This window comes from Galliscardovia ingluviei (assembly GCF_014635685.1).
Taxonomy (GTDB): domain Bacteria; phylum Actinomycetota; class Actinomycetes; order Actinomycetales; family Bifidobacteriaceae; genus Galliscardovia; species Galliscardovia ingluviei.
The window spans coordinates 16,071-29,483 of record NZ_BMDH01000004.1 but is presented as its reverse complement, the minus strand read 5'-3'; the positions used below and the strand labels follow the sequence as shown (position 1 = coordinate 29,483).

The 13,413-nt window shown below is 44.4% G+C and carries 10 protein-coding genes; 3 read left to right on the top strand and 7 right to left on the bottom strand.

Annotated features, from left to right (window positions below):
* Window positions 1-120 precede the first annotated feature (120 nt).
* Window positions 121-1,455, bottom strand: coding sequence for a low temperature requirement protein A (locus IEU85_RS06965; RefSeq protein ID WP_188355542.1), 1,335 nt, complete (start codon window positions 1,453-1,455; stop codon window positions 121-123).
* A 310-nt stretch (window positions 1,456-1,765) separates the two neighbouring features.
* Between IEU85_RS06965 and IEU85_RS06960 the strand changes: the two genes are divergently transcribed.
* Complete coding sequence (locus IEU85_RS06960; protein ID WP_188355541.1) at window positions 1,766-2,914, top strand: hypothetical protein; 1,149 nt, start codon at window positions 1,766-1,768, stop codon at window positions 2,912-2,914.
* A 210-nt stretch (window positions 2,915-3,124) separates the two neighbouring features.
* On the opposite strand, the gene IEU85_RS06955 is transcribed toward IEU85_RS06960, so the two are convergent.
* The 6 genes from IEU85_RS06955 to IEU85_RS06930 form a co-directional block, all read right to left on the bottom strand.
* Window positions 3,125-4,069, bottom strand: coding sequence for a YbjN domain-containing protein (locus tag IEU85_RS06955; protein ID WP_188355540.1), 945 nt, complete (start codon window positions 4,067-4,069; stop codon window positions 3,125-3,127).
* 590 nt (window positions 4,070-4,659) lie between these two features.
* The gene (locus IEU85_RS06950; RefSeq protein ID WP_188355539.1) at window positions 4,660-5,724 is read right to left on the bottom strand and encodes an LLM class flavin-dependent oxidoreductase; all 1,065 of its coding nucleotides are present in this window, start codon (window positions 5,722-5,724) and stop codon (window positions 4,660-4,662) included.
* Between the two features lie 487 nt (window positions 5,725-6,211).
* On the bottom strand, window positions 6,212-7,456 hold the full coding sequence (gene nagA / locus IEU85_RS06945) for an N-acetylglucosamine-6-phosphate deacetylase (protein ID WP_188355538.1): 1,245 nt from the start codon (window positions 7,454-7,456) through the stop codon (window positions 6,212-6,214).
* A 57-nt stretch (window positions 7,457-7,513) separates the two neighbouring features.
* The gene (gene nagB / locus IEU85_RS06940) at window positions 7,514-8,326 is read right to left on the bottom strand and encodes a glucosamine-6-phosphate deaminase (protein ID WP_188355537.1); all 813 of its coding nucleotides are present in this window, start codon (window positions 8,324-8,326) and stop codon (window positions 7,514-7,516) included.
* 40 nt (window positions 8,327-8,366) lie between these two features.
* Window positions 8,367-9,383 carry an ROK family protein gene (locus tag IEU85_RS06935; RefSeq protein ID WP_188355536.1) on the bottom strand — a complete coding sequence of 339 codons (1,017 nt, stop codon included), beginning with the start codon at window positions 9,381-9,383 and terminating at the stop codon, window positions 8,367-8,369.
* A gap of 89 nt (window positions 9,384-9,472) precedes the next feature.
* The gene (locus IEU85_RS06930) at window positions 9,473-10,591 is read right to left on the bottom strand and encodes an ROK family protein (protein ID WP_188355535.1); all 1,119 of its coding nucleotides are present in this window, start codon (window positions 10,589-10,591) and stop codon (window positions 9,473-9,475) included.
* 309 nt (window positions 10,592-10,900) lie between these two features.
* Between IEU85_RS06930 and IEU85_RS06925 the strand changes: the two genes are divergently transcribed.
* The gene (locus IEU85_RS06925) at window positions 10,901-11,740 is read left to right on the top strand and encodes a D-hexose-6-phosphate mutarotase (RefSeq protein WP_188355534.1); all 840 of its coding nucleotides are present in this window, start codon (window positions 10,901-10,903) and stop codon (window positions 11,738-11,740) included.
* A gap of 230 nt (window positions 11,741-11,970) precedes the next feature.
* Entirely contained in the window at window positions 11,971-13,398 is a 1,428-nt protein-coding gene (locus IEU85_RS06920) for a sugar porter family MFS transporter (protein WP_188355533.1), read from the top strand.
* The last annotated feature ends 15 nt before the right edge of the window (window positions 13,399-13,413 follow it).

The window sequence follows — 13,413 nt, the reverse complement described above, 5'->3', positions numbered from 1 at the left end:
GGTTAAGCGATATGGTGCTTGGCTAAGGTCTCTATCCGTACTGTGTTCATACTGTAGTCAACTATTATGTTGAGCTATTCATGTACTTGCTGAATAGTGCTATTGTTTAGTAGGTTGCGATTACTCAGTAGGTTGCAGTTGCTTAGCATGTTGTGTTTGCGAAATAAGTATGCCAACAATCAGCATCATAATAATCATCGGCAGTAGCACAATATATGGCAACGGCACTGCAATACATCCGCAAACCAAAAGGACAAGCATTAACACAGTAATACCCCATCGCGCTGGAGAAGGAACTTGCGCGAATGCCACAACAAACCACGTCACTAAAACCGCAAAAGCTATCGGCAAGCAGTACACCAGCCTGATACTCAGTTGCGGCATTGCAAAAACCGCATTATCGCCCTTAATATAGTCAACAATAAGCTCGGTGCCGATACTTAATGCGCCAATAGAGGCGAAAATAATATAATGCGAATATGCATACATAAATACTTGCCGAAAAGAAGTAATAGCGTGATGATGCGTTGGCCAAAAATAGATCCACCAAAGGCAAGCGCTAATAATAAACGTAGCAAGGCAAACGGTAAGTAATGCTCCAAGATGCTCGCCCTCATGCAAAGCCTCCAGTAGTGCTGTGGCGCTAGAGAGCAAACTTTCACCAAGCAAAATAATCGTAAACAAACCATATCGCTCGGTAATATGATGCGGGTGCCATAATGTTGGACCGTGATATTCTGCTACCGCTGGCACAGCCCATTCTGCTACAACTAACAATGCCAGCGCGATATACATCAGCGGCCCAGGATGCATAGCAAATGCCCACAATAACCAGAAAATTTGCAGCACAAAAATGCCGACGGCATACAACTTTGCAGCATGTTTTGCACGTTGTTGAGCAAGGTGTTGAGTAGGCAATGCAGATTCTTGAGACTGCGTTTGCAATGCTTGTGTGTGCTGAGACTGTGCTTGTTGCGCTTGTGGATGAGGGGTGAGCCAAGCGCGCAACCATTGAGTCACTAAAGCAATGCGCATAATAACATAGCCAAGTGCGGCAAGCCTGCAATCAAATGCTGTAAACATAGGCTCAATACCAGCAGCCAGCACGAGCACGCCCAGCATTTGCACAAAAGTGAGCAGTCGATACAACCAGTCGTCAGTATCAAAAGAGGAAGCGAACCAAGAAAAATTCGTCCACGCCCACCAAATGAATTCAAAAGCAAGCAAATACATAATAATTGGCTGTATGGAATGCTCACGGACAATACTATGATGTGCGCTCGCTCCCGCAGTAGAGACAGCAATAACAAAAACTAAATCAAAAAAGAGTTCTAGTACAGAAGCTACGCGATGTGGCTCTTGTGGATCGCGCGGCACCATAGGTGTGAGCGCAAAACGGCGTGGTGTATGTGATTGTATGGTTGATTGTGCTTGCACCTGTGATTGTTGTGTCATACTTCCCCCAATATGCTCCCCAGCGCGCGCAGATGTGCTTTGAAATATTTCAAAATGTGAATGTGAGCATTGTAACTCAATAATAGAGAAGATTGTTAAGTAGATTCGCTGCAAACCAAGCTAAAGAGGATAGAAAATGCCGGAAATAAGCGGAAGAATGACCATTTGTACAGCAATCATTTTTTGTCCGGGGGGGGGTATCGTAATTCCATCAGCTTGGGAGTGGTATGCCCAGTAGGCGCTACGCCAGCTGAAAGGCGAATCCAGAGAGGATTCGTAGGGAAGACTTAATAGAAGAGAAGGAATTCTTATGAAGTCTAACAAGAAGATTGCTGCAGGCGTGGCAGCAGTAGCCTTGGCGGCAACTACTGGCGCATTTGTTATTCCAGCTGCACTTGCTGCTGATATTTCCGACTACACACTGACCGTTGAAGGTCAAACTGTTTCAGTTGCACAGTGCGTGCCAGGACAGGTTACCAAGAGTGTAGAAGTTGAAGATCTTGCTTCCGTAAACGGTGCGTTGGATTCTTATCACGGTAATGGTGCAGCTGCATACCTCGTGAGCAGTAATGCAACTGATACTTCAAAGACCTACACATTCCAGTTTGACGTTCCAGCAGATATTCTGGATGTTAATACTGAGTGCACATTCGTGTTCAACCAGAAGCCAAAGGCAGATCCAAATGCTTCTAAGGCTTCCTTGAGCAGCATCAATGTAAACAACCATGAAGTACAGTTCGGCGAGGGCACCGAGGCAACGGTAAACGTTGAGAGCTTAGATGGCCTCGACGGCACTATTCTTGGCTCCGCTGGATTCGGTAATGCTGTTCTGACCAACACTATCAAGAGCGATAAGGGTGTACAGTTCACTTACACCGTAACATCTGCTGATAGCACTAACAAAGTTGATTATTTTGTAAACTTCCTCAACACTACACAGGCTCCATCAAGCGCTGCTTACTTGACTCAGCTTGTCCTCGACGGTTATACCATTAACCGCGATGACTTCACCACTACTGAGAATGGTAAGAACGAAGTAACTATTAAGGTTGACAGCCTCGACGCTATCAAGGGCGAAGAGCAGGGTATCTCCTTCATGGGTGCTAATGCTTTCCAGTCCGGCTCTGTAGAGGGTGATACGCACAAGGCGTTCTACTACACTGTAGTAGCTGAGGATGGTTCTCGAGCTGACTATGTCATCGACTTCGTACTCAATAACGTAGAAACTGAGCCAGTAAATCCTGAAGATAACAACAATTCTAACAATGAGTCCAAGGACGACGAAGCTAAGCCAGCTGAGGAAGCCAAGGACGAAGCAAAGGCTGATACCAATGCTGATACTCAGAACGATGAGCTCGCTCAGACTGGTACTGCTGTAGCTGGTGGCATTGCTGCTACTGTATTTGCTCTTATAGCAGGTATTGCTTTCGCAGTACTGCGCGTACGCCGCGTACTCTAAGTCAATAGTGTTATAGTGCTCAAAGCGAGCGCTATACGCGTAGAGAGTTCTCCTAAGTAATTAGGAATCCCCAGAATCCACTGTGGTGTATCTTCAGATGCACCACAGTTTTTGTATATTTGCAGTACTTACAATCTGAGAAGTGCTGCAGTAAGGCTATTGCACTTTTACTACAACACTTCGTTTGCTGACATTATAAGATTGAGTGCATTATGCTTCAGCAGCGTCATCGCCATCGTCTGCTTCATAATTAGGATCAAGTGTTGCTGCCAGATTTGGATATTGCTTATCTAGGGAAGCAAAGAAATCCCCAGCAGTGTTAATAAATCTGCTGATTTCACCTTGGAACTGAATTTCTGTAAGTCCACGCTTGCAGTATGCAAACCATTCAGCAACTACCCATACAGTGCCATCATCACGTGTGCGGACTTGAGCTTTTGGTCGGCGCGAATCCAAATTCCACTGATTGCAGAACTCCAACATGTCATTGCGCATTTCAATAGGCACATCTGGACCCCAAACTGCCCACATCTGCAAATCATCTGGATTATCCTGCGCTCCCAAGGTTTCAAAAATAAAGGAATTATGACCAAATCCTGTGCGCAAAATTTTATTGCCATGATCTTCATCAATATGATACTTAAGATCACGGGCGTCAAAAGACTGAGCAATACGTTCAACAGTTACTGGCACAAGCGTGGTTGAAGCCTCGATATAGTCCTTGCACTGCTCAATAAACTTAATAGTGTCCTCATCTTCTGGGTTCAGTTCATGTGCCTGCTCAAAATGCTTAAGTGCCTCTGGCTCCTTATCCAAGTAGTACAGCGCATAGCCCATACGATAATGCCATAGCGCATCATTGAGCCCCTCAGTTTCAACAGACTGCAAGAGCTCAAGAGCGTGCATTAAATATGGGCGATACGAGTCGTTAGTTGGTTGCGCCATGCTCATATATGCGCGTGCCTGCAAACTGGTTAATTCGTAGCCGCGTTGCTGTACAGGAACATCTTCAATAGCGTCGGCAATGCGCTGGAATTCTCCATTATCATGCCATTGATCAATTTGCTGAGTAAGCTCATCGAGTTGCTCTTTTGAATATGGAGCGTTTGCGAAATCGTCAGCGAACATTGGTAAATCTGTTGGTGAGCCAGCCATATATCCTCCCTAATCCCTATACATTGTTGATATCATTTATGCGTCTGTTGCATATGTATATCTTTACGTACGTCTATCCAACGTTGTAATGCAAAATTCGATACACGCAATCTTAATAGCATATGATTACTGATTGCAATTGTACTGCATACTACTCGATAGCAGTGGATTATTATCATGTATTAATCTATTGCAACCAAATTGTGCATGATACGTACCGATATTATCGCACGATATTATCAATTACCGCTCATCGGTATCGCGTAACCAGTCAAAAAGTATGCCGTTATGCTGCGTGTTTAGTCTTATTGCTAGTGCTACAAAATGTATTGCATAGTAGAAATTCTGCCTAAAACTGTCGAATTTATTTAGTACTAGAAATTCTTAGAGAGAGTGATGATAATTTCTATGTAGTAGAAAAATAGAAGATGTAGTAATAGTGTTAAGCGCTCTTGTGGCATGGATCTGTGCTTTACAAGCAGAACTCAAGCCATGCGTTAATCCATGTGCTATCCATGCCACAGAACGTTGTGCGGTCAAATGCTTACTATGCCAACAGCTTACTATGTCAGATGCTAGATTTAGGCATACTACTGAGCATTAAAAGCAGACACTGCTTGGGCAAGCAAAGTATATGAATCAAGCTGCGCCTGCTCATCATAAATATATGATGTTGCTATCAACTCATCAAAGCCACCAACACGGTCATACAGTGTATCAAGTTGTGATAGTGCCGTCTCCACACTGCCGCACAAGGTTACTTGCATCATATGTTCAACCATTCGCCGCTCTCGACCAATCACATAATCGGAATCGATATGCATAGGACCAAAATGCACAGCATGTGCCTGAGTGCGGCGTTCAAAGTGCTCATTCCACACATCTTGCAAGGTATCAACAGGAGGTGAAAGAGGGATGCGCTCGCCGCTGACAATGCCAAGGAATTGCCGCACTTGTGAAGTCAGCAAACGCTCAGCATCTTGATCTGTGGAAGCAAGTACAGCATTCGCGCCCACAATGACATATGGCTTATCTAAAGCCGCTGATGGGCGAAATTCCGAACGATAAATACGCACAGCATCCTCTAACATATCTGGCGCAAAATGCGAAGCAAAAGCGTAGGGAAGCCCAAGGCGCGCTGCAAGAAAAGCGGAGTCTGTAGAAGAGCCAAGCACATACAGCGGGACATTCCTGTCTTGTGCTGGTACTGCGGTAACTGGTGCGCTACCTTGGAAATACGCTTGTAACTCTTGAATTTCCTCAGCAAAATGGAATTCGCGACCAGCATTGCCACGACGCAACGCCTGTGCTGTAGTTTGATCAGTGCCTGGTGCCCGTCCAAGTCCAAGATCCACACGTCCGGGATAAAGCACATCAAGTATGCCATATTGTTCAGCTACTACATACGGTGAATGATTTGGTAGCATTACGCCACCTGAACCTACACGCAGCCGCTCTGTGACACTCAGCGCTCGCTCGATTAACAACTGCGTGGCTGAGGATGCAATATTTTCCATATTATGGTGTTCAGCAATCCAATATCGTTCATAACCTTGCTGCTCGATATGTTGTGCCAATCGCTCCATTTGAGCAATAGCTTCACGATAATCGCTGCCTTGCCGCACTGGTACGAGATTGAGTACAGAAACCTTCACGTGAATTCCTTCTCTAACTACGCATAGTTACATATGTATTGCAATATGTTGATATCAATCATCATCTACTGCTCAGTATTCCTGCATACAGCTGAATATCGCTTATTGCGTAGTGCGAATTGCATGTTCTTCGGATTTGAGGGTGATAAGGTTTGCTTATTTCTTCTTGTGAATTGGTCTTAGCTTGGGGGTTAGTTTTAGTGTGTATGGTTTGCACTAGCTACTGGTCTAGGGTATACATTGAGACGCCGTTTTTGTATGGTGTGGACCAGTTACTCGTTTGAGTGAGCAGTTTTTGATACCGAACATGTATGAGTGGAACCACGTACTGGTCCAAAGTATGCAAAACACAGCATACACAACCACTCGCAACCGCTGAGAGACGGTCTACCTAGGAACATTGAGATAGACAGACGAGTATGAGCCCACTTAAGTATAGTAAGAACACGGTAGCTTAGGCAGGCTCATCTTGAAGGTTTGTTTTCTATTATTGAATCTTTCTACCAGCACACCAAGTGTGCGCTACCTTCCAATCTGTTTGCTGGAGTAAGAGTATGTCTGCAGCATACCCTGGAGCTAGCAGTCCGAGTGGATTTTGCGTAATAGGATTGGGAACATCAAATCCTAGTGCACGAGCCGGCGTTAGTGTTGCAGCTTCAATAGCATCAATGGGCGAAAATCCAAGATGAATGACATGCTGTACAGCGGCTTCTAAAGTTAGTGTTGAACCAGCTATAGCATTATTTGAGACTAGACGAGCATGTCCGTTAACAACATTAACGTCAAGTGCCCCTAACTTATAGGAGCCATCAGGGCAATCTGTTGCAGCCATAGCATCAGTAACTAATGCAATGCGATGAGGAGCAAGATTGAACGCCAGACGCAAAATCTGATCTTGTACATGGAAACCATCGCAGATGAGCTCAATGGTGACACGAGAATCCTCCAGAGCAGCCGGTATAGGGCCCGGTTTGCGATGATGTAATCCATTCATTGCATTGAACATATGGGTCATTATCGTGGCTCCGCAATCGAATGCTTGCCGCGCAGTTTCATAATCTGCATCGCAATGTCCTACTGCCGGTGCCACACCTGCCTTGGCATAGGTGCGAATAGCTTGCATCCCATATTCTAATTCTGGTGCAATAGTGATCTGTCGTAGACAACCATGAGCTGCTTCGAGGAGCTGATCAACAATTGCTGGTTCCGGATCACGTAAACATTGTGGATCATGTGCGCCTTTACGCGATAACGCTAAAAATGGTCCTTCAAGATGTGCACCAAGAATATCTGGTCTCGATTGCATCGCCTTATACACATAGCGCAAATTGTCACACAGCGTGTCAAGTGGATTGGTAATGAGTGAAAGCACTTGACGTGTGGTTCCGTGCATTGCGTGTCCAGCGCGAGCGGTGTTGATGCCTTCTAAACCATTATCGAAACTCTGTTCCCAAGCTCCATGCGAGTGAATGTCAATGTACCCAGGTGTTGCGATAAGTCCCTGCGCGTCGATGATATGTTCGTTGGCAATGCCATATGCGACACATGCATGTTCAAACTCAGTGTCAGATGTGCCTGTTGCCGCGATTGTACCATTGGCATCTGCAATAATCCAAAAGTTTGTTACTACACCTCGTGCATCAATCTTATTTGCATGAGCAATTGCGAAGGCTTCTGGTCTACTATTAAGGGTGGCAGTAACGCTGTCGACGATGTGCTGTCTATCTGTCATAAGTACTCCTGTGACACTGTAACATGTATTAGATAGTGATATGTGTGTGTATTTTCATTAGATGTTTTGCCACTGAGGCTTATGCGCAAATGCATATTGGTAATACTCTTTGTGTTGTAAGAGTGAAGCTGCCTTTTCGTCCACAATAATAGTTGCATGTGCGTGTAGCTGTAGTGCACTCGCTGGGCAGAAAGAACTAATACCACCTTCAACGGTTTGTGCGATTGCCTCAGCTTTTGATTCGCCAAAGGCGAGTAATATTACATGTCGTGCCTTGAGAATAGTGCCGATGCCTTGGGTAATGCAATGCGTTGGTACTTGACTAATATCATTATCAAAGAAGCGCGTATTATCAATACGAGTTTGTTCAGCAAGTGTCTTCACTCTAGTGCCCGATGCTAATGATGAACCTGGCTCGTTAAAGCCAACGTGTCCGTCGGTTCCAATGCCTAGTATTTGAACGTCAATACCGCCGGCTTGTTGTATTGCTTTATCGTAGTTCGGTCCTGCTTGAGCGATGCGCTCGCCATCTGATAATGGCGCTCCTTGTAATGCGTCACCTGGCACATGCACATATTCTGGATTGAGACCGAGCGGCTCAGTTACAGTGCGTTGGATGGTCGCATGATACGACTGAGGGTGGGCAAGAGGTAGACCGATATATTCGTCAAGAGCATAGCCATGGACTTGGCTGACATCAATAGACTCTTGATGAACTAGTGATGCTAATGCCTGATATGCAGTTAATGGGCTCGATCCAGTTGCGAGTCCGAGTACAGCATTTGGTTTTTGAATAATGAGATCAGCCACGCAACGCGCATAGATTGCGCCAGCTTGTTCACTGTTTTTTACAATAATAACTTCAGTCATACCATTTCTCCTTTGAACTGGGTTTAACTATGGTGAAAACTTAGAGTGCTGAGTTGTGCAGGTCTTGTGCTTGCGAAAGTAGGGCGGCACCAATAACGCCAACTGGTTGTGCGCTGTCGGCAAGGCTAACACGTTTTGCTAAATGTAGTGAATTGATAAATCCGCTATTGGACGCTCGTTCCTGTAAACTTTGCATAATAACATTCAGTAGAGGCTCTCCAGTTTTCGCCATACCTCCGCCAATGATGATGCGCTCAGGGTCGATAGTCACAGCGATGATGATAATACTGTTAACGATAGCGTTAACAATAATTTGTAATGTCCTTTTTGCTTCTTCGTAATCTGGACTATTTAGTTGCTGAGCTTTAGCAATAAGCGCTGGCATTGGTGGGTTATCTCGCGCCCATAGTCTCGTTGCTGCACCGCCACTCCCAGCGGTCTCTAGACACCCGATTTGCCCACAAGGGCATGCCCATTGATGTGGTTCAAGGGGTATATGTCCTATTTCTCCAATGGCATTACTGTATCCATGGTCTATTGTCCCATGACGAATGACCCCTGCTGCAAGTCCTGTACCGAGATTAAGAAAAACTGAGGTTGTATGTGTTGTATGCGCAGTATTGTTAGTTGGGATAATAGCGTTTGCGCCGAGTGCTGCAGCATTAACATCATTTTCGACGTATACTGGCACTCCTGTAAGGTTATAGATTTCCTGGCGCAGTTCAATATGCGTTATATCAAGATTAACAATGTTATCAACAGTTCCTGTTTGGTAGTTCACCCTCCCCGGAGTACCAATACCAATGGCATGGATACCTTCGCTTTTTAGATCACTGATATCTTGTAATTGTGTGAGCTCTTGTATAATGCTTGCGATATCGCGCACTAAAGCTTGTACTCCGAGATGCGCTGGGGTACTGGCAAGAGACTTAATAGTGGGTGAATTCTGTTGCTCTTGTGATTGCATAGATGTTGCAATAAGGGCACCGGCTATCTTGGTTCCGCCAACGTCAATGCCTATAGTAAGACGCTGACTATCGCTTAATTGAGTGCTCATAGCTACCTTTCCTTCAGTGAATTGTGTATTCCTCCTCGAGTTCGTGCGCTCATTGTGCTATACACGTGCTATTCAGGCGTGTGTATGCGCTATGCATTAGTGGACTCTCGGATGAATGCGACGAACGATTGAATTGCGTGCACTGCTTGTCCTCGCAATGCTAAATCTTCTCCTTGCTGGCAGCGGTGTAAGTACGGTATTTTTCTGTATTCAGATGCAATATTGGTGGTGAGCTCTTCACGCATAGAACCTAAGAACGCTTCACCAACGATTTCTGGCGGGCCATACACTGAAATATCGTTGAGATCAAGCAATCCTGCTGATATTGCTAGTACTCGTCCCAGAATCTGCCCAGATTCAGAAAGAATTTGTGTACGCCGCTGTGGAGTTTGCTCGATTTGCGAAAGAATACGAGGTGCTGACAAAAATGTTTCTAGGCATCCTTTCCTTCCGCAGGCGCAGAGTGGACCATTAGGATCAACGATAATATGCCCTATTTCACCAGCAATGAAAGATTGTCCATTGACAATCACGTCATTAATGCACAGAGCTGCTCCTACTCCTTGCCCTATGCGGATAAGTAATGAGTTTGCTGATCCTTCTCCAAAAAATCGCTCGGCTACAAGCGCCATTCTCGTAGCATTGGTAACTTGCGTAGGTAGATGGAATTTTGCTTCAATTTCTTGTTGTAGTGGTACATGAGACCAATCCAAATGTACTGCTCTGACAACTTCTCCATTATCATCAACAATGCCTGGCAGTGTAATGCCTATTCCTAAAATCTGAGCATGCGTTATCTTCATTAATCGGTGTATGAGTGCACACACATCTTCTGGAGATATTCCTTTTTCTGTGTCGATTGGTGCTTCGACTCGTTCTACGATGCGACCGCATAAATCAACAAGCGCACCTTTAAGAATGAATTTTTGAGAAATATCAATGGATATTACACGCCAAAATGCTGTTTCGATGGTTAGTAGCATAGAACGTTTTCCGCGGCCAGTGCGATTGTCAATGCCTACTTCTCGTATGATATGGTGTTCGATCATTTCAGCAGTCACATCGCTGATGGCCATGCGAGATAAACCGATTTCTTTGCCGAGCTGTGAACGTGACATTGCCACATCAGGAAAAAGACGGTTAAATACGGATTTGATATTGTTAATTCGAATATCTGATGGTGTAGCTTTGGAGGCTGTAGTAATCATGATGTGCTCTCTTTGTGGTGCGAATTATCAGGTAATAGCCAACTTATAAGTAAGGTGACTATCTTTGATAATTGTAAGTTGTTATGTAGTTTTACACGAGCGACCGCATTCGATGTTTTTTGTTGAATAATTCGCGTATATCGTAGGTACAGCCTCTTTGCATACTGCTAATATAGCCTATTATATTATTTTGTCAATTTAGTATATAAAATAGTGTCGCAATGCAAATATATGTTATATTAGTATTTATGAATCTTTCAAAGATGAATGATTCATTGATGCAATATTTATGTTAGGTAGTATGCAAATATGAATGATAAAGATGATTTTGTTATACGAGAATTTGAAAATGCGTATTCTACTCTAGAAATAAGTGATTATGGAGCTCATGTGTTATCCTGGACTCCCCAAGGTCAGTGGCCAGTTATATGGCGTCCTCAGGCGATATCTCTACAAGCTGGAGCAGCAATACGCGGTGGCATCCCGATTGTTGCACCATGGTTTAGCGCTGGATATAGGGATGGAAAATCTGCCAATACATCCCCTAAACACGGCACTGCGCGTATAAGTCGTTGGCAATATTGCGATTATCGGCAAGAATTGTCGCATTCGAGCGTGTGCTATGAATATGAATGTGTGGATGCAGATGTAGCTCGTACGCCTTTACATATGCAATATAACATTACCTTTGGGGAAGCGCTGACAGTGGCGCTCAAGATTCGCAATAAAGGGAGAGCTCAAACTCGATGCGAATGCGCTCTTCATTCGTATATTCGGGTGAGTGATATTTCGAATACCGTTATAAGTGGGTTAGCTGGCGCGTCCTATTGGAATGCAATCTCTGGAGAAGTGAATGGTATCCAGAAGGGTGATCTCATGCTTGCTGGAGCGACTGATCGCATTTACGAGTCAGTAAACCCAATTGATATACGAGATGAGGGCTACGGTCGTGTGTTGCACATTACTGCTGAAGGCTCTAGACAAACTGTTATATGGAATCCTTGGGAAGAAGGTGCACGTGCTATCCCAGATTTAGATGCTTGTGACTGGAAAAGATTCGTGTGTATTGAAGCTGCTGCATGCAGGGAACATGCTGTTATTCTTGATCCGGGTGAGGAATATGTATTGAGTCAAACTATAGCATTGTAGATACATATTGTATATATAAATTACAATTATAGTAAACCATCAATATTCTCACTATTTGAAATATTTCCTGAAATATCAATAATATATATAGAGCTAAAACGCTTTCATTGAAGAAATATCATAAAATGAATAACATTTTTTCTATTTTGTCAAGAAAGTTTATTAATTTGTAGTATACTCGGTACAAGCCATTTTGGCGGTGTTCAGCATCAAGATCAAAGGAGATTTATATGTCTGAATCACAAGTAGCACCAACTTCTAGAGCGCGTAAAGCAGAACGCTATGCTACTACGCTTGCTCTTATCGTTACTTTAGGTCCGCTGTTTTACGGATTTGAAGGAATGGTACTCAATGGTGCGATCGGTGCAGTTGGTAGCGAATTTCAACTTGGTTCTTTAGCAAAAGGAGTCGCTGGAGCGGCAGGCATTATCGGTGGATTGATTGGTTCTGTTATTGCCGGTCGACTCTCTGACTATATTGGGCGTCGCGGTGTACTGTTGCTCGTAGGCCCACTATTGATGTTTGAGGCAATTTTTGGTGCATTATGCCCGTATTTGGGTGGATACCCATTTTTGCTGTTTTGCCGAATTGTAGGTGGTATGGGCTTTGGGGCCGCGACTACTGTAGCCCCAGGTTATGTTGCTGAAATATCTCCTGAACGAATACGTGGACGTTTGATTTCTTTCCGACAATTAGCGATTATCCTCGGTTTGCTCTTCGCAGCAGTTGCTAATCTGGTTATGACAAAAATCGCTGGTAACTCATCTGCTGAGGTATTCTTAGGTATTAAAGCGTGGCAATGCATGTTCTTGTGCTTAATTGTTCCAGCTTTGGTATACATGATTCTTATGCCATTGATTCCTGAGTCTCCACGTTACCTTGTTTCTAAGGGCAAGATTCAGGAAGCTGCGCAAGTATTACATCGTGTTTCTGCAGAGGAAGACGTCCAAGCGCAAGTGAAGTCTATCCAGAAATCTTTGGGAGAAACACACCAAGTTATGGGCATGTTCGCTGTTCTTCGTTCCAAGTGGCGCGGACTAGTCTTTGTTGGTATGGCTCTTGCCGCATTCCAGCAATTAACTGGTACCAATGGTATTTTCTTCTATTCAAACACACTATTTGAAGCTGTAGGTATTCCAGAAAGCATGGCATTCCAGCAGACGCTCATTCTTACGGTATTCAAGATCGTAGGTGTCACCGCTGGTATCGTATTGGTCGACAAAGTTGGTCGTAAACGCATGCTTATGTACGGCGGTACGCTGATTTTCGTTTCTCTTGCAGTAGTCGCGACTGTGTTTACTGTTGCGCCAAAAGGTCCAAATGGTCCGGACATTAGTAATAACCCAATACTCGGTTTCCTCGCTGTTGCTGCGCTCTGCTGCTTCCTCCTCGGATTCACTTCTTCATGGGGTCCAATCTTCTCGGTTATGATGGGAGAAATGTTCCCGAATCAGATCCGTGGAAGCGCCATGTCGATGGCATCAGGTGCTGACTTCTTAGTGAACTTCGTTGTAGTTTTGCTCTTCCCATATGTTGTGAACTGGTCTCCAGCCGTAGCATACTGGATTTTCTTCGCATTCGGTGTTCTTGCTGTTATTTTCGCCAAGAAATATCTGCATGAAACTACGGGTAAGTCTTTGGAAGAAATGGGAGAGTAATCGAGTATCACGCAT

Bases quoted from the DNA above. Each gene is read 5' to 3' on its own strand.
- IEU85_RS06955 (WP_188355540.1), bottom strand. From the start codon at position 4,069: ATGGCTGGCTCACCAACAGATTTACCAATGTTCGCTGACGATTTCGCA.
- nagB (WP_188355537.1), bottom strand. From the start codon at position 8,326: ATGACTGAAGTTATTATTGTAAAAAACAGTGAACAAGCTGGCGCAATC.
- IEU85_RS06925 (WP_188355534.1), top strand. From the start codon at position 10,901: ATGAATGATAAAGATGATTTTGTTATACGAGAATTTGAAAATGCGTAT.
- IEU85_RS06920 (WP_188355533.1), top strand. From the start codon at position 11,971: ATGTCTGAATCACAAGTAGCACCAACTTCTAGAGCGCGTAAAGCAGAA.
- IEU85_RS06930 (WP_188355535.1), bottom strand. From the start codon at position 10,591: ATGATTACTACAGCCTCCAAAGCTACACCATCAGATATTCGAATTAAC.
- nagA (WP_188355538.1), bottom strand. From the start codon at position 7,456: ATGACAGATAGACAGCACATCGTCGACAGCGTTACTGCCACCCTTAAT.
- IEU85_RS06935 (WP_188355536.1), bottom strand. From the start codon at position 9,383: ATGAGCACTCAATTAAGCGATAGTCAGCGTCTTACTATAGGCATTGAC.
- IEU85_RS06965 (WP_188355542.1), bottom strand. From the start codon at position 1,455: ATGACACAACAATCACAGGTGCAAGCACAATCAACCATACAATCACAT.
- IEU85_RS06960 (WP_188355541.1), top strand. From the start codon at position 1,766: ATGAAGTCTAACAAGAAGATTGCTGCAGGCGTGGCAGCAGTAGCCTTG.